The organism is Pseudoalteromonas atlantica, assembly GCA_007988745.1.
GTDB lineage: Bacteria > Pseudomonadota > Gammaproteobacteria > Enterobacterales > Alteromonadaceae > Pseudoalteromonas > Pseudoalteromonas atlantica.
In genome coordinates, this window is record BJUT01000015.1 from 1 (window position 1) to 19,627 (window position 19,627).

Sequence of the window (19,627 nt, forward strand, 5' to 3'; positions counted from 1 at the left end):
CCAAACATACTGCTGCAAACTCAATCATTAAAGATCAACACGCCCTACTCAAATAAACAGCGAGGTGATTCTCGCTGTTTATTTTTATTGGGCGATTACTATTTATGGCTAAAAATTCGTGCTAATAAGTCTGTGTAAATGGCCTCAATTTTAAGTAAATCATCAACCGGAACATGCTCGTTTACCTGATGAATAGTACTATTTTTAACGCCGCACTCAATAACTTGGGTATGCTGGTTTGCAAAAAATCGGCCATCAGAAGTACCGCCACTGGTACTTAACATGGGGTAACTCCCTGTTTGCGCATAAATGGTGTGCTCTAACTGCTGCAATAAACTCCACCCGTTGGTTGGTGGCGTATAATAGGGCTCACACGCTCGCTCCCATTCAATCTCAAGGTGCTGAGCGTATTCACTCAGCGCCGCTGATATACAGTGCTTTATTGCATTGCTTGTATAACCATGGCTATATCGCACATTAAAGGTAATTTCGCATTCACTAGGCACTAAATTATCAACAACATTATTTATATTAATGCCGGTCACTTGCAAGGTGGTTTTAGAGCTTGGCTCATCGTCAGGCCATGTTAAATTACTTAAACAATTTACAATATTACCCGCAATATGCGCAGCGTTTATAGTGTTCTGTGGGTAGGCAACATGTCCGGCCTTGCCGTGAACTTTTATACGAGAAGAAATAGCGCCTCGGCGACCATTTTTAATTGTATCGCCTACGTGTGTAGAGCTTGTCGGCTCACCAACAATACAGCCATCAAGTTGTATATTATTTTTTGCTAAACGCGCGGCTATTACCTCTGAGCCAAATACGGCCTCTCCTTCCTCATCGGAGGTAATAAGCCAGTAAAAACGCCCTTTTTTACTTTTAGTATCTTTTAATAGTGCCTTAGTAGCACCAAGCATAGCCGCCACACCGCCTTTCATATCGGCAGCGCCGCGACCATACACGGCATTATTAATAATATTGCCGGCAAAAGGCGGGCTTAGCCAGTTGCCCGACTCGGCGGGCACAACATCAATATGCCCAGAAAACGCAACACATGGCCCTTCTTGCTCAAAACTAACGTAGGCAATTAAATTAGTAACGCCTTCACAAATAAACTGCTCACAGTTAAAACCAAGCGCAGTTAACTCATTGCTAAGCCAATCTATGGCACCGCCTTGATTAGGCGTTACAGACTCAAACCTAATAAGCGTTTGCGTATTTTTTACCACCGCGCTTAAAGGTTTACTTACACTGTTTTGCGATACTTTTGCAACAGACATAACAACACACTCAATAACCATAAGAAAGATTATTAAAGCGCGAGAATATGACCAAATAATGGCAAAGTTAATACAGTGCGATGACCGTTAAATACATAGCTGTGTCAATTAATTAAAATACTTTTTGCACTGACTTTAATCTAAATCAAGAAAAGGGTTCACATACTTCAAACATTTTTGAAACTTTGATCTAGAACAGGTTTTCAACGCTCGGAGATTGTAATAATAGCGTCAATCAAAAAGTAGTTATTGGAGCACAACATGAAAACCCAAATCAGCATTGCATTACTTACCTCTTTACTTGCTATTACCCCTGCGGCACACGCTAACCTTAGCGTTAATGTTGGCGCTATTAATGTAAATCCAGATAACAGCAGCTCGGCAATTAACGAAGCGCCAACCCTGGGTCTAAAAGGCGACTCTGACACGCAGCTAGGTATTACAATCGATTATGCATTTAACGATAAGTGGGTGGTAGAGCTTATTGCCGCTACGCCGTTTTCGCACGATGTAAATGGCGCGGGTGGGTTAGCTGGCAATAAAATTGCCGACATCAAACAGCTTCCGCCATCATTGGTTGCGCAATACCACTTTTTAGATACAAGTTACGCGCTACGCCCGTTTATTGGTGTAGGGTTAAATTACACCACCTTTTTTGACGAGCAGCCTTCTCAAGCGCTAAAAGCAACCCTAGGCACTGACGATGTTGAAGTAAAACTCGATGATTCGTTTGGCTTTATTGCACAAGTAGGCGCTAACTATAAAATCGATCAACATTGGGGGCTACATGCCATGGTGTCAATGATTGATATAGATACCGATGCCACAGTGTACGCAAACGGTGCAAAAGCCCTTACATCAACCGTTGAGCTTGACCCAGTCGTTGCCATGTTTGGTGTAAGGTACAGCTTTTAATTAAGTTTGCAGCGCCTATGTTCTATGTGTTTAAGGCCGAAAGGCCTTATTTTATGAAAATTATTTAGGAAGGTTATTCACCTTTTTTTGCTCAAGCATTTCTTTCCAGTGCATAATTTCGCTTGGCAAAATAGGCGCTACACCATCAAACTCGGCTACTTCAAGCATTTCTTCAATACTTACAATGCCTTTTTTGTTTTTAAACACACCGCGCACATACGCTATAGCGTGCAGGCCACGCGCAGAATGAAACTTTTGTTCAATGTAAAAATATTTATGATCCCACCCCACCAGCTTGGTACTAATGGTATAACGCTGCATAGGTTTAATATCGCGAATATAAGTAATGGCTGTAGCATTAACAATAGGAAACCAACGGCGCTTCATTACTTGTTTTAATAGACCAATTCGCTCAATCATCCAAGTGCGTGACAAGTCCATCATAGCCAAATAACGCGAGTTTGTTAGATGCAGGTTTATATCGCAGTCTGTTGGCAGCGCTTTGTAATCAATATCGACAGTATCAAGTAACTGTTGGTAGTCGCGGTTGCGCTTAATTTTAAAAAATAATAAAAGAAGTCTAATATATAAGTTCACGAGAAGGTCTTACCAGTATAAAGTTAACTCAGTGTAACATAGCCACTTGTTAAGGCGAATGTTCTGTTTTAATCTCAAATTATAAATATAAAAAAGTCATAGTATGAAATATAAATTAGCGACACTTTTCACAACCAGTTTATTATGCATTAGCACCAGCGCACTGGCCGATTTTACAATTAAAGGCCCAGGTACGGTAACTTACCCAACAGGTATAGAAAAAACCTTTAATTTTGGCTTTGCGTGGCAGCAGCAGCTTGGTAAATTTTCGATAGGTAGCAAAAGCTACGATATGTCGCAATTACCTAACTCATACTCGGTAGCAATCACTTTAGCTAAAGACGATAGCCAAGTGTGGGTACAAGAATTTAATAATGGCTTTATTGAAGCGTTTGATTGGCAAATAGGTAAACATACTGTCAGTTTAAAAAAGCAGCAATTTAAAGACCCCGTAAAAGGCAATTACGTGATTGAGCTGAATGGCCGCAGTTACTTTTTTACTCGTAATAACGCAAGCATAGTGATTAATTTTGATGAAAATGGCATAGAAACTATCGCCATTGATGGGGTTACTAAAAACATGGGCACTAAGAGCTAGTGCCCAGTAAAGCGGCTATTAAACTTTAACAGTTTTGCGATTAATACCGTAATCTCGTAGTTTATTTGCCACTGCAGTGTGGCTAAGCCCTAAACGCTTAGCTAATTGTCTTGAGCTTGGGTAAGCCGGATACAATTTGCGTAGCAAGGTTGCTTCAAAACGTTTTACAGCTTGATCTAACGACCCTTCAAAATCTGACTCTAAATAGCCTAAATCGTGGGTAAAGGTAGGCAATTGCAAATGCTCTACACGTAGCTCGCTATCATCAAGTAACGACACAGCCCGATAAATTGCATTTTCTAGCTGGCGCACATTACCTGGCCACGGGTACTCTTGTAGAAAGCGTAAGCACTCTTGTGATAAAAGCGGAATTGCGTGGCCGTTTTGCTGTGCGTACTTTTGAATAAAGTGCTCGGCTAATGGGCCCACATCAGCTTTACGGTCTCTCAGTGGTGCAATCTCTAATGTGAGTACATTAATTCGATAGTATAAGTCTTCTCTAAATACGCCCTCTTGCACCATCGCGGGTAAATCTTTTTGTGTGGCTGCAATAATACGCACGTTTACTTTTACTTCGTTTTCGTCGCCCACTTTTCTAAATGTGCCGTCTTGTAAAAAGCGCAGCAGCTTTGTTTGTAGCTGTGTAGACATTTCGCCAACTTCATCTAAAAACACAGTACCGCCATCGGCTTGCTCTAGTACTCCGCGTTTAGGTGCGGTGTTTTCTTCATATCCGGCGTAACCAAATAATTCAGATTCAGCCACATCATCTGGCAAAGATGCGCACGAAAGTGCAATAAACGGCTTAACCGAACGATTAGAGGCATAGTGGCACGCACGAGCAAGGAGCTCTTTACCTGTGCCAGTTTCTCCGGTTATTAAAATGGGTGCTTCTAGCTGCGACATTTTGCGTGCTTCGCGCACTACCCGGCGCATAGCAGTACTAAAGTTATGAATAGTTGCAAAGCTTTCTTGCCCGTAACGTCTAAAGGCACTGACCTGCTGACCAAGGCGGCTTTGCGATTTTATATTTATAACCGCACCAGCTAACACATCACCTTCACCACCTTGCGGGACGGCAATCGGTAAAATATCGGCAATAAAGTCTTCACCGGCAACATCTACCCGGGTTGTTTGTCCAAGTACTTCTTTGCCTTCTAACCAACGCGTAAAGTTAAACCCTTTTAGTAGGTTATTAATATTGGCCCCTACCACTTCTTTTTCGCTCAACTGTAGGTCTTTACAGGCAGCGTCGTTACACAAACGTACCCACCCTTTTGCGTCAATCGAGATAACGCCATCGGGAAGTGCACGCAGCAGTGTATTTAATTCGTTATGCTCTCGCTCAGAGGGTAAAAAGGCGGTTGTGCGAACATCATGTACGCCATCAATCAAACGAATAGAAGGCATAATTTTTTGAAATTGCTCAAATTCAATTTCAGGAAAGCTTACATACATACGGCAATTTACCGAATCAACCTCAATCCCTTTTAAGTCAACATCGTAGTTTACTAAAATATTTAGGATCTCTTGGGCAATACCTACACGGTCGGCACAATGAATATCTAGACGCATACATCCTCGAATAAGGAAAAACTATATTAGCCGAATAATACGCTAACTCCGTTATTCAATACAGTAAATTGTAAACAAATTTGGACAAACCACCGCCTTTATCGCTGTAAACTCACGCCTATAAACATCAAACTGTAATAACGTGCAGCTTAAAACTAAAAAACGCAGCGTGTAAGCTGCGTTTTAAAAGGGTCGTGCATATATGCTATTAATTTTGCGGGTATGGGGTCCAGTCTCCGCCATCTAATTGAATATAAGGGCGCTTATTAACATACATCATTATTGTATCGGCGTTTTCGGCTACTTTAGGTGCGCGAGGCAGCGTATCAACTAAGTCGGCAATATTGCCATTACCTGCAAAAAAGTTTGTGCTAAGCACGCCACTAATTAGCTCCGATAAACCAAAGTAACTTGTTGATTCGCTTACAAGCGTTTGTGAATAGCTTTGTACATTTTTACCAATAAACTTAATCGCCACCGGAACAGATACAATACTTGGGCTTGGTATCTCACGAAGCCCAGCAAACTGCACTTTATCGCCTTTTAATGCTGCGCCGTGTTCAGGTACTATAATCAGCATGACATTACGGCCACGTTTTTCTAGGTTTTTAATAAACCCGTTAATATCGTTAAATAAGTTTTTATGTCTAATTGGGTAACTTTCAAGGCTACTCATGCGGGCTTGATTCGCTAGTTGATTGCCATCATGCAAACTGGTGGTGTTGTAATACATAGCACATGGCGCGCAGTCTTCACCTTTATCATTTAACCATGAGTTTAGTACTGCCCCGTCTGAGTAAATAGGTTTGTTGTCAAACCCGTACTGTGCAACAGGTAAGTTAGTTATATCGTAAGGCTGCTCATCTATTTTACCAAACTTTTTCACCAAACCTTTAAACTCATCAAAGTGGCCGTCGTGGTTCATAACCACATTGCTTTTGTAACCTAAGTTTTCTAAATTTTTAAACAAATGACACTGCTCTGGCGCATTTTCAAATAAGGCAGTTTGGCTTGTTTGACCACAACTTGCTCGTAGAAGGCGAATTGCAGCAGGCCCAGAGTACGAAGTCGCCGAATTAAAATCAGAAAACACCACATCAAAATCGCTATATAAATCATCAAGGCTTACGCCAATAGCCTCTAGATCAGCCACGGCCATTGAGCAAATATTTAGTACTATGACATCAAATAACTCGCCATTATATTGCTGAGGGAATTGGCTTGCTAGCAAACTTTGCTGCTGATAAAACTCTTTTAATTGCTGATCGGGCGATTTTGCTTCTTGCGTTACCACTTGTGCTTGTGCACGGGGCGCCGCTGTTTGAACATTATTAGCCACCACTGGCTGTGAAATTAAATTATCCTCGTTGTTTGTCCCTTGCCAAGCTACAAACATAAGCCCAACAACTGTTACGGTGGAAAAGCGTATCCACTGTGAGCAATACCAAAAGCACACAGTAATAACAAACAGTGCCAATAACATATCAACATTAATAACACGCGCCATGAGCTCTAAAAAGTAGCCAAAGCTAAAGTCTTGCACGTTACCAGCTTGGCGTGTTAAACGGTCTATAGGAGGCAACCACGAATCTTTATAAAGTAAAACAATAGCCATTACCGCGCCTAACCAATGTTTGGCTTTATTTAGTAAAGAGTGCGTGTAAGAAATAGCAAAAAAAGCAGCCAGCGCTGCATTTGCTAATAAGCCAAAGTCGATTGCACCATAATAAAAAAGTGCAAACTTAACTAAAAAATAGAGGTTCCACACCCCTAAGCCTGATAATTTCACTATTTACCCTTCTTTATTCTATTTGGTTTGTAAGGTTCGAGTACTTCATGTTTAAACGTAAGCTGAGCATAATATTTTTTTATTTTTTTCAGTATCAACGACCCCGACATACATAAAAATACGCCAACTAGCATCGCTAAAATTGCTGTAATCAATAATTGATTAATACTCATACGTTACTCTTTATGGCCATTTTAAACGGCACAGCATCTGCGCGCTCGTTTTTAGTAAACTCTGGTGTTTCTAAATCAGCTGCAACACTTGCATCTATTTTTTGCGAAAATTTATAGCTTTCATTCTCTTTTAATTGGGCAGAGTAATCGGTTATATCTTGGCCCGCATAATAACGCCTAAGCTGTTTACATTCTTGCTGAATATAAAAATGATCGGAAATAATATTTTGCTGTGCAAAAAAATCGTTTGTTTCTAATTTAAACAAGTGCTTTATCGCATTGTTAACATCATTTTCGCGACACGCATGTAAATACAAATACACGGTGTTTTCTACCAAACTGAATACGTCACCTTCTCGCTTTATATGAAATAAATGCAAAGGGTGGATTGGGTCAATCCGAGGCAAAAGCTCTAATTTAACCAACACCCCGCTTACCCCTAAATTTACAGCTGAGTCGCTGTGAACTTCTACCTGTTTGGTAAATTCTATAAAAGGCAGGTAACCTTTAGAAAAGGTATTTTCGGTAAATTGAAGTACATGTTCAATAGAAGGCGGTAACGGTCTTGAAAATTGAAACCCTTGAATTGACTGCACCTGTGAGAGCAACCTAGAAGGCTCTGAAAAACTATACAAAATTAGATTAACACCTAAGGTCAAAAATAAGCATTCATCTTGATGGCGGATCACCCCATCAACGTTCTGAATCACTAATTTAAGCCAGCGACCACAGTTTTTTCTAAGCTCAAAACATTGCTTGGCAAGCAGGGCTAAATCGGTATAGCGAGATACTGCAAATACCAATGTTGCCGCCTCTAATTTAGGGCCTTTTGCAAAAAGCGCATTGTTGTCTTTTATTATTTTATATTTTGCAGGAAGCTTGGTCCCTTCAGGAATAGCTCCTTGTACAATCCACACGTCGTCTTCATCTGCAAATACACCCGATGTTGAGGTTTGTTTTTCCGTAATACTATTTTGCTGCACTTTAAAGCAGCCATTTTCAATCATTAATGGATACTGTACAGAGGCGATGATACCTGTACTGTGATGCCAATAATCGTACTCTAGTACGCGCACTGTTGAATCATTTTCAACATATACCAACCCGTCGAGGTCCGAATTTAACCGCCTTAATAAAAAGCGATAGTTAGTCACCTCAGGGCCAGAAACTAAAAATAAGACGGTCGCTCCTGATTGTGTACTAAATTTTTTATAGGTCTGAACACTTTGAATCAGTTGCTTTTGATCCAATGAGGCTAAATCAGTCGTACTAAAGTGAACAATGACTATTGCATTATTTAGCTGTTTATAAGCATTTAGCTCTTTTAGGGTGTTGTTAATTATTTGTTGCTTTGGCCAGTCGCGTGTATCTGCCGAAAACCTAAACGGATGCACTTTGTGTTGGTCAAATGCATGATTTAATGCATCGCTAAAAGGGCCTTCAAAAAATGTTTCTATTTGAGAAGAAACAATATAAATATCAGAGGCTGAGGGTTTATTAATTGCATGTAATGCCAGTTCAGTAGCAAAATTGTCTAAAGGGGCTAAAATTGCATATAACGATGCAGGTTTTAGCTCTGCAGCAGAGGGCTGCAAGCCTGAAATGTTAAAGTTTTGCACTGAATTTAGCCTATAAAAAATACTTTTTTACTAGTTTTACCCGCTATTCTATATATAATAGACAAATATTGTCCACTTTAAATAAAAATAATAAACTTCACCATAAAGGCAACAATGCGTAATTTAACGACAAAAAGCTCTGAAACCTTAACATCAAATGACATTGAGAACCTTGCACGACGTTTTGGCGGCAAAAGTGAAGATTACGTTGAAATTGTTAATAAACAAAAAAATAAACAAACAATAGAAAAATACGCATTACTGAACGAAATACACCGTGCAGTAAATGCGTAAGTAGTAATTGAAACGACAGGTAAACAACCCTTTGCAAAGAATTTTTCTAAAAGGCATTAAAGGCGGCACTGGCGCTACTTCTATGGTTGCCAACTTAGCCTGCGTATTAAAAAAATCAGGCTCTGACGTTATTGCTATAGATTTAGACTCTAAAAGCGATTTGGGCCTGCACTTTGGCCTGCCTTGGCAGTACAACCACGGCTGGAGTAACGAGCAGGACTTTGAACAAGCCCTTGAGCACTTTCATCAAGATAGTGATGGCATAGTGTTTTTACCTTTTGGCGATAAAAGTGTTAGTACCGCAGCGTTATTCGATTTTATAAACAATTGCAATAAACTGGATTATAACAATAATGCTTGGCTTCTTTTTGATTGCCCTGCACATATTGATATCACCCACTATCCGCTCGATAAGAACGACATAGTGATTGAAATAGTTAATTGTGATGCTATTTGCCACAGCTTAATTTATAAAAAACTACAAACGTTAAAACACACTGACAACCAGTGGAAACACTTCTTTTTAGTCAATCGTTATAACTCTGCATCAACACTTGAGTTTGACCTGTTTTCTTTGTGGCAATCTACCTTGCCGCTTATGGCGCCTTTTTTTATAAATAGTGATGAAGTAATTAAAGAGTCTACAGCCTATAGAAATGTAGCGCTTAATTGTGCGCCTTACAGTGTTGCTAACGATGACTTTGAAACACTTGCCGGCTGGCTTGTAAGTAAATCGGCCCTGTAGTTATGAGCTTTTCTTTATTTTATAAGCGCCCAATACACAGTACTTTGTATTTACTGTTAAGCATTATTTTTACTGAAAAACTTGTACGTTATATTTTATTTAAGTTTCATAGTTATTTTAACCAGCACAAAGTAAACGTAATAGAAGCCTTTTTAATGCCTTTTATTACGCTGATTAGTTCATTGTTTATCAATATAAAAGACCACAAAATTAACTTTGAACTTGTTTTGTATGATTACTACCCGCATCTTCGCTTGCCCTACCGCACGTTTATTTATTCAAATATTTTGCGCTTTATCATTCAAAGCGTTTATTTGTTATTTTTTAAATACAAACCTAAAAATAACTCTGTAAGGGAGCGGCTATCAAATCAGTTTTATAATGGGGTAAGTTATTCACTTAAACAGTTGCGTTGGTTTGACTTAAAGCTAGGTAGATTACTAAAGCGTTTGTTATCAAAAAACGTTAAGGGTTCTAAAGAAAGTGCTTTTAAAACCATGGCTGACGCTAAAATTTGGCAAAATAAACTAATAAAATATGTGGTTGTAGCCTTTATTTTGTTTTTACTGGCTATTTTTATAACCATTCCGTTTAGCCTAGAAGCGCAAGCCGTGTTTATTAGTTTTATTTTGATAGTGGCATACGGGCTCAAGCGCGTTAAAGGGCAAATGGCCACCATTGTAATGATCACCCTATCGGTAACCACTTCATCGCGTTATTTATGGTGGCGCTACACAGAAACCCTCAATTGGGATGACCCTGTTGCGCTTATATTAGGCGCAGGCTTGCTGCTGGCAGAAACCTATGCGTGGCTAGTGCTCATTTTAGGCTTTTTTCAAACTATAAACCCCCTTGAGCGTAAACCTGTTCCGTTGCCAGAAAACACTGACTTATGGCCAACAGTTGATGTATACATTCCTACTTATAATGAACCATTAAGTGTTGTACAACCTACCACGCTTGCGGCTATGAGCATTGATTGGCCTGCTGATAAGCTCAACGTGTATATTCTTGATGATGGCAAACGTCCTGAGTTTAAAGAATTTGCTCAAAAAGTGGGGGTGGGTTATTTAACACGACCCGATAATAACCACGCTAAAGCCGGTAATATGAATAGCGCCATGCGCTACACTAACGGCGACTACATTGCTATTTTTGACTGTGACCACGTACCTGCCCGCTCATTTTTACAAATGACCATGGGGCAATTTTTAAAAGACAGCAAAGTATGTTTAGTGCAAACACCGCATCACTTTTTCTCAGCAGATCCGTTTGAGCGTAATTTAAATAACCACAGCCAAATCCCTAATGAAAACATGCTTTTTTATGGGTTGATCCAAGATGGTAATGACATGTGGGATGCCACCTTCTTTTGTGGCTCATGCGCTGTTTTAAAACGTGAAGCACTTGATAATATTGGTGGCTTTGCATTTGAAACGGTAACCGAAGATGCCCACACTGCTCTGCGTATGCAACGTGCCGGTTATAAAACCGCTTATATAAATATCCCACAAGCTGCAGGCCTTGCCACCGACAGCCTCTCTGCACATATTGGCCAGCGTATTCGTTGGGCTCGGGGTATGGCGCAAATATTTAGGCTCGATAACCCAATTTTAGGTAAAGGGCTCGATATACCACAGCGCCTGTGTTACTTAAACGCCATGCTGCACTTTTTATCGGGCATTCCGCGTATTGTATTTTTAACCGCGCCACTGGCGCTCATATACTTTAATGCTTACATTATTTATGCGCCGTTTTTAGCTATTTTTATTTATGTAGTGCCTACACTCATACAAATAAAAGCGACCAACTCACGAATTCAGGGTAAATATCGCTACTCTTTTTGGGGGGAAGTGTATGAGTCTGTTCTTGCGTGGTACATATTAAAGCCTACAACCGTTGCGCTAATAAACCCTAATAAGGGTAAGTTTAACGTAACAGAAAAAGGCGGCTTAAATGATAAAGAGCATTACGATTGGGGTATATCTAAACCCTACTTGGTACTTTTACTCATAAACTTAGTTGGCATGCTTGTAGGTGTTTTACGCTTAGGCTTTGGCGATCCGAGCCAAGTGGGCGTTTTGTTAATCAGCATGGGCTGGGCAATTTATAATATTATTATTTTAGGCGCTGCGGTAGCCGTTGCTGCAGAAGCTAGGCAAGTAAGGCAGTCACACCGTATTAAGGCAAACTTTCCGGCTGGCGTGCGCTTAGCAAATGGGCATACGTTAAAAGTTAAAATAACCGATTACTCTGATAATGGGGTGGGCATTGAAACAGAGCACGCTCATTTATGCCGAGTAAACGACAAAATAGAGCTATTAATGAGCCGCGGAAATAAACAGTTTTCGTTTACAACGTATGTATGTAACACCCGAAACAAACAAATAGGCTTAACGTTAAAAGATCTCTCGCTCGAAAAGCAAAAAGCATTTATACAGTGCACCTTTTCAAGAGCGGATGCGTGGCTTGACTGGCAAAATAATTTTCGTCATGACCGCCCTTCATATAGCTTTAAAGAAGTACAAAAAACAAGTTTAAGAGGATTTAGTAATTTATTGTTTCATGCTCCTAAGCCATTACAACCCTTTGTAAAACTAATGACAAAAATTGTTGTATATATAAACTCTTTCACCCCTAAAAAACCAATAGTGCATTATAATTATGATTAAAAATTTGCTTAATACATTTCTAATACTGTTTTTAACATGCAGTGCTTACAAAGCATGTGCTATTGAGCCAATGCACGATAAATCTGTGTTTATAAATGGCTACCCAGAAAGCGCCAACGTGTCTAGTTTAAGATTAGACTTTGCTGCTTTAGGCTTTGATGGCTACAAGCTTGATGGCATAAACAACAACTCAAGAGTGGATTTTACCAACCGCATTGATAAATTAAGCACCGATTTACAGCTTAATTTTTCGTACACAAACTCGCCATCATTGATTGCGAACGTGTCGCATTTAAAAGTGTATTTTAATGAAAACTTAGTCACTGTACTGCCCATAAATGAGCAACTAAGTGTGGTTAAAAATACCGTTAACCATAGCCTAAAACTCAATGCTAAGTATGTACAAGACTACAACCAAGTACGGTTTGAGCTTGTTGGTTATTATGATTTACGTTGCCAAGATTACTTTAGCCGCTCTATTTGGACCGAAATTAATAAATCGAGCAATATCACGCTCAATCAAAAGCAACTGGCAATAGATAGCCGTTTAGAATATTTACCAGAGCCCTTTTTTGATGCCAAAGATTACAATAAGTTAAGCTTACCGTTTGTGTTTGCAAAAACACCTAACACCAAAACGATTGAAGCGGCTGCGACTCTTTCAAGCTGGTTTGGCGCGCAAGCTGACTGGCGTGGTGCTGATTTTCCGGTGGTGATTAATAAATCATTAGATACGCACAGCGTGGTTTTTATTACCAACGATTCAAAGCCTGACTTTTTAAAAGACTATCCCGATGTGGAAAAGCCAACCGTTGAGATTATTTCAAACCCACTACATAGATACAGCAAAATGTTGCTTATTTTAGGGCGTGATGAAGACGATTTAAAAACCGCCGTCACGGGATTGGCCTTTGGCCATAAAGTCATGACCGGCAGAACCGCTAGCATAGAAGCAATTAACCAACTTCCGCTTCGCAAGGCGTACGATGCCCCGCGCTGGTTACGCGCTGATAGAGCAGTACACTTTGACGAATTAATTGATTTTGACAATCAGCTACAAGCACAAGGGTTAAATAACGGACCCGTAAAATTAAACGTGCGCTTTGCTCCAGATTTATTTACTTGGCGCGAAAAAGGCATCCCCATTACATTGCAATATCGCAGCACACCCGAAAGCGAGTCTTTGGACTCTCGGTTAAATATGTTGATTAATCAAAAGTTTATTAGTGGATATTTGTTAGATAATGACGACTCTACACTTAATACTACAAAAACATTATTGCCACTTATTGCCAATACCGATACTACACAAAACGCAGAAAACTTTTCACTTAATGGCATAAACTTAGCCACTCGGAACGAGCTAAACTTTGATTTTAGATTTGGTGTGCTGAAAAAAGGTGAGTGTGCAATAGCACCACCTGGTGGTGAGTTTGGTGTTATTGATGGTAATTCTAATATTGATGTAAGTGGTTTTGATCATTACATTGCCCTGCCAGATTTGAATGTATTTGCGAACAGTGGCTTCCCGTACACCAAATATGCCGATTTACAGCAAACACTTGTACTAATTGACCCGCAGCCTTCTGCAAAAGCGTTAACTTTGCTGTTTAATCTTACCGGTCATTTTGGTGCAATAACGGGGTATCCAACCCACAGAATGACAGTGGCCCATTTAAATGAAAATGTTGATTTAGACGACAAAGATATTTTAGTTGTTGCAAAGCCTGGCAGCACAGCTCAGCAACTAGATGAAGATGCGCATACAAACGTACTTTTAACGAATAACCAACGTGAAATAAAGCAAGCTATTTACAACGGTGCATACGATGAGCAAGCCACAGATAAAATACAAGTAAGTGTAAAAAGTAGCGGAGATATGGCGGTAATTACAGCTTATCAATCTCCTTTTGATTCTGAGCGCTCTGTTGTATCACTTAATGCCACCACTGAAAAAGCATTTGGCTTAATTGATAAAACCCTTATGGACTCGCAAACATTAAGCCAATTAAAAGGCAGTGCTGCGGTTATAAACTCACAAGGCGTTAAAACAATAAAAACCGAAGAGCAATACTTTGTCGGTCATATTCCTGTACATACGCTGGTATGGTTCCATTTATCTGACCATCCATTTATTTTAGCTCTGCTTTCAATATTAACGCTGTTACTAATTTCATTCATTTTATGGCGATTACTACAAGCACTCACCCATAAGCGTTTAGCTGAAGGAGATGAATAATGACATTACTTAACCGAGCATTATTAGTAGCCGCTTTTTTAAGTTTTTCTGTGTCAGCGCAAACGCAGCAGTGCGAGCCTTGGCAGGGGTGGCAAGTATTTAAAAATCACTTTATTAGTGATGAAGGCCGCGTAATAGACCTAGGTTCAAAACAAAATATTACCACCTCAGAGGGGCAATCATACGCACTATTTTTTGCGCTAGTAGCAAACGATAAAGCCGCGTTTGATAGCATTTTAGATTGGACGCAAGACCATCTCTCTGAAGGCGATTTAAGTACACGTCTGCCTGCGTGGCAATGGGGTGAAACAGGCAATGATACCTATGGGATTATAGACTCAAACCCAGCATCAGATTCTGATTTATGGATAGCATATAGTTTATCGCAAGCAGCTATTTTATGGGATGACCGCCGCTATAGTATTTTAGCTGCTGTATTAGCGCAGCGTATTATGCGAGAAGAAACCGCCTATATTTCAGGGTTAGGGCTTACTTTATTACCCGCCCCTGCTGGGTTTGAATTTGAAAATAACACCTATAAACTCAACCCTAGTTATTCACCGTTATTTATTTATCAGCAATTTAGCAAATTATACCCGCACTCACCTTGGCAGCAATTACATGAAGCGTCTGCAAAGCTTATTTTGGATACCGCTAAAAACGGAGTGAGCCCTGACTGGGTGATGTATAGCCCAGCAAAAGGTTTTTATTACGATAAAAAAGCAACCGATTTAGGCAGCTTTAATGCCATTAGGGTTTACTTATGGGCCAGCATGATGGCGAACGATGCGCCATACAAAGCACAACTAAGCGAGCAGTTTACCCCTTTTGTAGAGGCTATAAACAGCCGTGGCTATGCCCCTTTAAATACCTATGCACGCTCTGGCAAAACCCAAAAGCGTGGCCCATTAGGCTTTAATGCTGCCCTACTGCCCATGCTAAAAGAAAATGGCGATGATTCTTTGGTTATGGCCATTCAACAAAAGTTAATGGTCGATAAGTCATTCACACAAACACGCTATTACGACAGTGTATTAAATCTGTTTGGTAGTAGTGCGCTTAATAAGCGCTTCTTAATAACAGCAGACGGGACGCTCAAGCCAAGGTGGAGCACTGAATGTCGTTAAAATGGGCTGTTGTTTGTACGTTAGCAGTCAGCGCAAGTGTGCATGCTAAAACAAATAATGACATTGATACACACTCTGTTGAGTGGCTTTTAAGCCAAATCAATATTGGTGAAGTGCAAGAAAATAAAGATTTAATTGCCGATAGCTTACAAAAGTTATTGGCTATTGCCCCTAATCGAATAGAAAGCCAGTGTGCGCTTGCTCGTTTTGAGTTTGCCAATGGTAAGGCTATACAAGCAAATCAAATTTTAAGAAAAATTGACGGTAACAACACACGTACCCACCCTTGTGTAGAACAGTTACGATTAATTGCTAGATTAGAAAACGAAGACAAAGCAGATATACAGCAAGCTAAATTACTTGCCCGTGCGGGACGTTACGAACAAGCGCGATTAATTTACAACAGGCTTTTTAAAAACACCTATCCAAGCTTAGCGTTTGAGCTCGAGCACTTAAGTTGGTATGCACAAGATCAAAGCCAATGGAAAAATGTAAAAAAAGGCTACGAAAGGCTACTACGCAGTTACGAGAACATCGGCGCGGTAGATATTGCATATGCGCGCCACTTAGTCAGAAATAACCCCACTGATAGCACCGCGCTAACTATTTTAAGTAAATATGGTGCCACCTCTCGCTACAGTAATGAAGTAGAAACAATCTGGTTAGGTGCTTTATCTAACATGCAATTAAATAGCGCTACAGAAAAACAATTTCAGCGCTACTTTAGCGTGTATCCGTTTAGCAGCAAAGGCGAATTACAGTATCAAGATTTCAAAAAAGATTTAAAAGCGCGACAAAAATTATTAGCTAACCCGGCCTACCAACTATGGCTTAAAGGTGAGGCGTTACTTGAAAAAAACAAGCTCGTTGCCGCAGAGCCGCTTTTACTAAAAGCGCTCAAAGAGCGCCCTAACGATGGCGCAATTATGCGCAGCCTTGGCACCCTTTATTTGCGTATGGGTAAAAATCAAACGTCTTATAATTATTTTACTAAGGCGTATTCGCATACCGCCGACTTTGCCGAGCGAGAAACGCTAAAAGACTTAGCCACCACGGCAAAGTTTTGGCTTTACATACGCCAAGCTAAAGAAGCCATTAATAATAGCCAGTTTAAAACGGCGTTGCTTAAATTAAATTTAGCCGACACACTTGAGCAAGACCCTGCTAGCGTTTTGTATAACCGCGGATTGTTACAATTTGCTCAAGGTAATTATTCACAAGCGGCCGCTATTTATCAAACCGTGTTAAAAAATGATCCGCTTAATAATGGCGCTCTAACAGGGTTATTAGAAATTGTTGAATTGGATAACAATGAGCAGTCGTTAATCAAGTTTTATAATGCTTTATCTCAGTCTCAAAAAGCTCAACTTAAACCTGTGTATGCGGCAACGTTAAGTAGCCAGCTTCGCGAAAAAGCACGCCAATATAGTGATGCAGGCGATACAGAGCTTGCTGAACAAACCTTAAAAGAGGCTATTGAACTGGCCCCTGAGCAGCCTTGGCTTTATTACGATTTAGCGTTTATTTATCAACAAAACGGGTTAACTCAAAAGGCAAAAACGTTATTTAATAATGTGCTTTGGCAGTTTCCGCTCAATCCACAGTTACGTTATAGCCATGCTTTATTTTTACGCTCAATTGATGATTATCAAGGCGCTTTAAACACCTTAGAGTATGTACCGGTTAATGATCGAAATGACGACATAATTTCTCTTGAGCAACAGCTTAGGCTCAACGAGTCTCTTCGACAAAGCGAGCGACACTTAAATACCAAAAATAGAACCACGGCTATTTTTCATTTAAGTAATTTAGAAGCGCAAAATTTAACTCCAGTAATGAAAGCCGAGCTATCGCGTAGCTGGTATCAAATAGATGAGAAAAAACACGCTCTAAAGTTAATTAATAATGCATTAAATACCGAGCCTACTTTATCACCTTATTGGCATATGCTTTACGCGCAGTGGCTATTAGAACAAAACGAGCGCCCTGCTGTAGAACAATGGTTTTCTCATTACAGCTTGCCTAATAATGCAAGTGCTGGCGAAGTAGAACAGTACGTCAATTTATACACCACGTATATTAATCAGTATTACGAAGGTGGCGAATTATTAGCAAAGCTTAACCAGCTTGATCAAAAGTACCAAAGTACACCCGCCATCACCACGGCATTAATAAATGCTAATTTAGCTCTGGGGCAGCAAGAATCAGCAATTATTGTTTATCAGCAAAAACTGAAAAACAATCAGCCAATTGAACCTCAAGCAATGCTTGCAATAGCAAAAGCTTACAGAGAATTAGGTAATGACTTTCAGGCAAAAGAAGTTACTGAGCGCGCAATAACGCAAACAGATGATCAGCAAGCCTACTTACAACGCCAAATAATGGCCTCGTTAAATGACTTTAATTACGCAGGTGATGCTTTAGTTTTAGCCAATCAATTAATTGCTAAATCACCCAATGATAAAGAGCTTAGTTATTTGGGCGCTGAAGTTGCTCGAAATTTTAATGAACAAGACCAAGCTAAGCAATGGTATTTAAAAACGCTATCAAGCGAGCAACGCCTAAACGATGAATCGTTTTACAAACAAATTGCTCGCATAGATGAAAATGATGCGTGGTATATTAATGGCGCTAAGCGCGAGCTTATTAATGAGCAAAACAAAAACCAAGCATACATTGCTATTGGGGTTAACTTTAGTGGCCAAACAAGCACCGAAAGCGAGGCGACTCTTGGCGCAGGCTTAGTACCTATTGAGGCCTACTTTCCACTTTGGCAAGGCCAAGGGTTTATTAAAATAGACCCAACCACTATTAGCGCACAAACAACTCGCTTTGATGAGCAATTTGCTGGTAGCCGCTACGGCCAAGGTGCACTTTGTATATTTACCTGTGCTATTGATGAAGTAAGCCCTGAGCAAGATGGGGTCGACATAGGTATTGGCTGGCAAAATGAAAATTGGCGTGTTGATGTAGGCACGACCCCACTTGGCTTTTTAATTGAAGACATAGTATGGGGTGTAAATTACGCCAACAGTATTGGCGACTTTGGTTATAGCCTAGAGCTCGAAAAACGCCCAGTAACAAGCTCCGTGCTCTCTTATGCTGGGCTTGAAGATGTAAATACCGGTGAAATTTGGGGCGGCGTGCGCTCAACAGGCCTTACCGCCAACCTATCTCATGACTTAGGTGGCGATTGGGGCTTTTGGTCAAGCGCCGACTTTACGCTCTATAAAGGGCAAAATGTTAAAGATAACCAACGCTATAGAGTAATGGGCGGGTCTTATTATCGCGTTATTAGTAATCAAGAACGCGAGTTTACCGTCGGCGCAAGTCTATTGCATTGGGCATATCAGTATAATTTAAGTGAAGAAACATGGGGCCACGGCGGTTACTATAGCCCACAAAACTACGTTGGGTTGTCGGTACCTTTAAGCTACGATGCGCGCTGGGGCGATGACTTTGTTTATCGCTTAAAAACAGGGATTTCATATTCGCAAACAAAAACCCAAGCCATTGATTTTTATCCTAACGACACTGACTTGCAGCTACAAGCCTACGATAGAGAAGCGATTACCGGGGTGGACCCTGTATTTGAGAGTGATGACAGCTCTGGCGTGTCATACAATCTTGAAGGAAGCTTTGAGTACCGTATAACGCCGCATTGGTTTTTTGGTGGTTATTTAGCCATCGATCGTGCTGACTTTTACGAACCAAACTTTGGCCAGCTCTATATTCGCTATTACTTCAACCCTGTGTACGGGACGTTAGAGTTTCCTGGCACCCCAATTATTCCCTATGCAGACTTTTAACGCAGTGCAAGGTGATATATCGCGAATGCTTCCCCTCGCACTAAGGTATATGTATACTTGAGCGCAATTGTAACTAGGATAAGGGTGTGTCTCTTACCTTGTGGTGTTACTACCATTTAGCAAATCATTATCTTAGCTACAAATAATATACAGATGGTCGAGCGTTTTAGTGCCCCATGGCACAAAACAGCT

13 protein-coding genes are annotated in these 19,627 nt (G+C 40.3%); 8 read left to right on the forward strand and 5 right to left on the reverse strand.

Annotated features, from left to right (window positions below):
* Positions 1 to 98: 98 nt before the first annotated feature.
* Positions 99 to 1,283 (reverse strand): succinyl-diaminopimelate desuccinylase, encoded by a 1,185-nt coding sequence (gene dapE, locus PAT01_RS08520; RefSeq protein WP_154945333.1) that lies wholly within the window; start codon positions 1,281 to 1,283, stop codon positions 99 to 101.
* Between the two features lie 261 nt (positions 1,284 to 1,544).
* Between dapE and PAT01_RS08525 the strand changes: the two genes are divergently transcribed.
* On the forward strand, positions 1,545 to 2,198 hold the full coding sequence (locus tag PAT01_RS08525; RefSeq protein ID WP_004588347.1) for an OmpW/AlkL family protein: 654 nt from the start codon (positions 1,545 to 1,547) through the stop codon (positions 2,196 to 2,198).
* 60 nt (positions 2,199 to 2,258) lie between these two features.
* Here the strand turns inward: PAT01_RS08525 and PAT01_RS08530 are convergent, their stop codons facing one another.
* Positions 2,259 to 2,795, reverse strand: coding sequence for a thioesterase family protein (locus PAT01_RS08530; protein WP_004588346.1), 537 nt, complete (start codon positions 2,793 to 2,795; stop codon positions 2,259 to 2,261).
* A 103-nt stretch (positions 2,796 to 2,898) separates the two neighbouring features.
* On the opposite strand from PAT01_RS08530, the gene PAT01_RS08535 reads away from it, so the two are divergent.
* On the forward strand, positions 2,899 to 3,393 hold the full coding sequence (locus tag PAT01_RS08535) for a hypothetical protein (RefSeq protein ID WP_024032286.1): 495 nt from the start codon (positions 2,899 to 2,901) through the stop codon (positions 3,391 to 3,393).
* 18 nt (positions 3,394 to 3,411) lie between these two features.
* Here the strand turns inward: PAT01_RS08535 and tyrR are convergent, their stop codons facing one another.
* From tyrR to bcsE, 3 genes are all read right to left on the reverse strand, one after another.
* A complete protein-coding gene (tyrR, locus tag PAT01_RS08540) occupies positions 3,412 to 4,968 on the reverse strand; it encodes a transcriptional regulator TyrR (protein ID WP_004588344.1) in 1,557 nt (518 codons plus the stop codon).
* Between the two features lie 208 nt (positions 4,969 to 5,176).
* Positions 5,177 to 6,757: a cellulose biosynthesis protein BcsG gene (bcsG, locus tag PAT01_RS08545; RefSeq protein WP_154945334.1), complete on the reverse strand. Its 1,581-nt coding sequence runs from the start codon at positions 6,755 to 6,757 to the stop codon at positions 5,177 to 5,179.
* A 169-nt stretch (positions 6,758 to 6,926) separates the two neighbouring features.
* On the reverse strand, positions 6,927 to 8,549 hold the full coding sequence (gene bcsE, locus PAT01_RS08550; protein ID WP_154945335.1) for a cellulose biosynthesis protein BcsE: 1,623 nt from the start codon (positions 8,547 to 8,549) through the stop codon (positions 6,927 to 6,929).
* 114 nt (positions 8,550 to 8,663) lie between these two features.
* Between bcsE and bcsR the strand changes: the two genes are divergently transcribed.
* Genes bcsR through PAT01_RS08580 form a run of 6 tightly spaced genes read left to right on the forward strand, consistent with a single transcriptional unit; the run spans position 8,664 to position 19,435 of the window.
* Positions 8,664 to 8,843, forward strand: coding sequence for a BcsR/BcsP family cellulose biosynthesis protein (bcsR, locus tag PAT01_RS08555; protein ID WP_004588341.1), 180 nt, complete (start codon positions 8,664 to 8,666; stop codon positions 8,841 to 8,843).
* A 31-nt stretch (positions 8,844 to 8,874) separates the two neighbouring features.
* On the forward strand, positions 8,875 to 9,588 hold the full coding sequence (bcsQ, locus tag PAT01_RS08560) for a cellulose biosynthesis protein BcsQ (protein WP_004588340.1): 714 nt from the start codon (positions 8,875 to 8,877) through the stop codon (positions 9,586 to 9,588).
* 2 nt (positions 9,589 to 9,590) lie between these two features.
* Positions 9,591 to 12,260 carry a UDP-forming cellulose synthase catalytic subunit gene (gene bcsA / locus PAT01_RS08565; protein ID WP_154945336.1) on the forward strand — a complete coding sequence of 890 codons (2,670 nt, stop codon included), beginning with the start codon at positions 9,591 to 9,593 and terminating at the stop codon, positions 12,258 to 12,260.
* The gene (gene bcsB / locus PAT01_RS08570; RefSeq protein WP_154945337.1) at positions 12,253 to 14,499 is read left to right on the forward strand and encodes a cellulose biosynthesis cyclic di-GMP-binding regulatory protein BcsB; all 2,247 of its coding nucleotides are present in this window, start codon (positions 12,253 to 12,255) and stop codon (positions 14,497 to 14,499) included. Before bcsA ends, bcsB begins: the two co-directional genes overlap by 8 nt.
* The gene (gene bcsZ, locus PAT01_RS08575) at positions 14,499 to 15,626 is read left to right on the forward strand and encodes a cellulose synthase complex periplasmic endoglucanase BcsZ (protein ID WP_154945338.1); all 1,128 of its coding nucleotides are present in this window, start codon (positions 14,499 to 14,501) and stop codon (positions 15,624 to 15,626) included. Before bcsB ends, bcsZ begins: the two co-directional genes overlap by 1 nt.
* A complete protein-coding gene (locus tag PAT01_RS08580) occupies positions 15,617 to 19,435 on the forward strand; it encodes a cellulose synthase subunit BcsC-related outer membrane protein (RefSeq protein WP_154945339.1) in 3,819 nt (1,272 codons plus the stop codon). The genes bcsZ and PAT01_RS08580 overlap by 10 nt, the downstream gene beginning before the upstream one ends.
* The last annotated feature ends 192 nt before the right edge of the window (positions 19,436 to 19,627 follow it).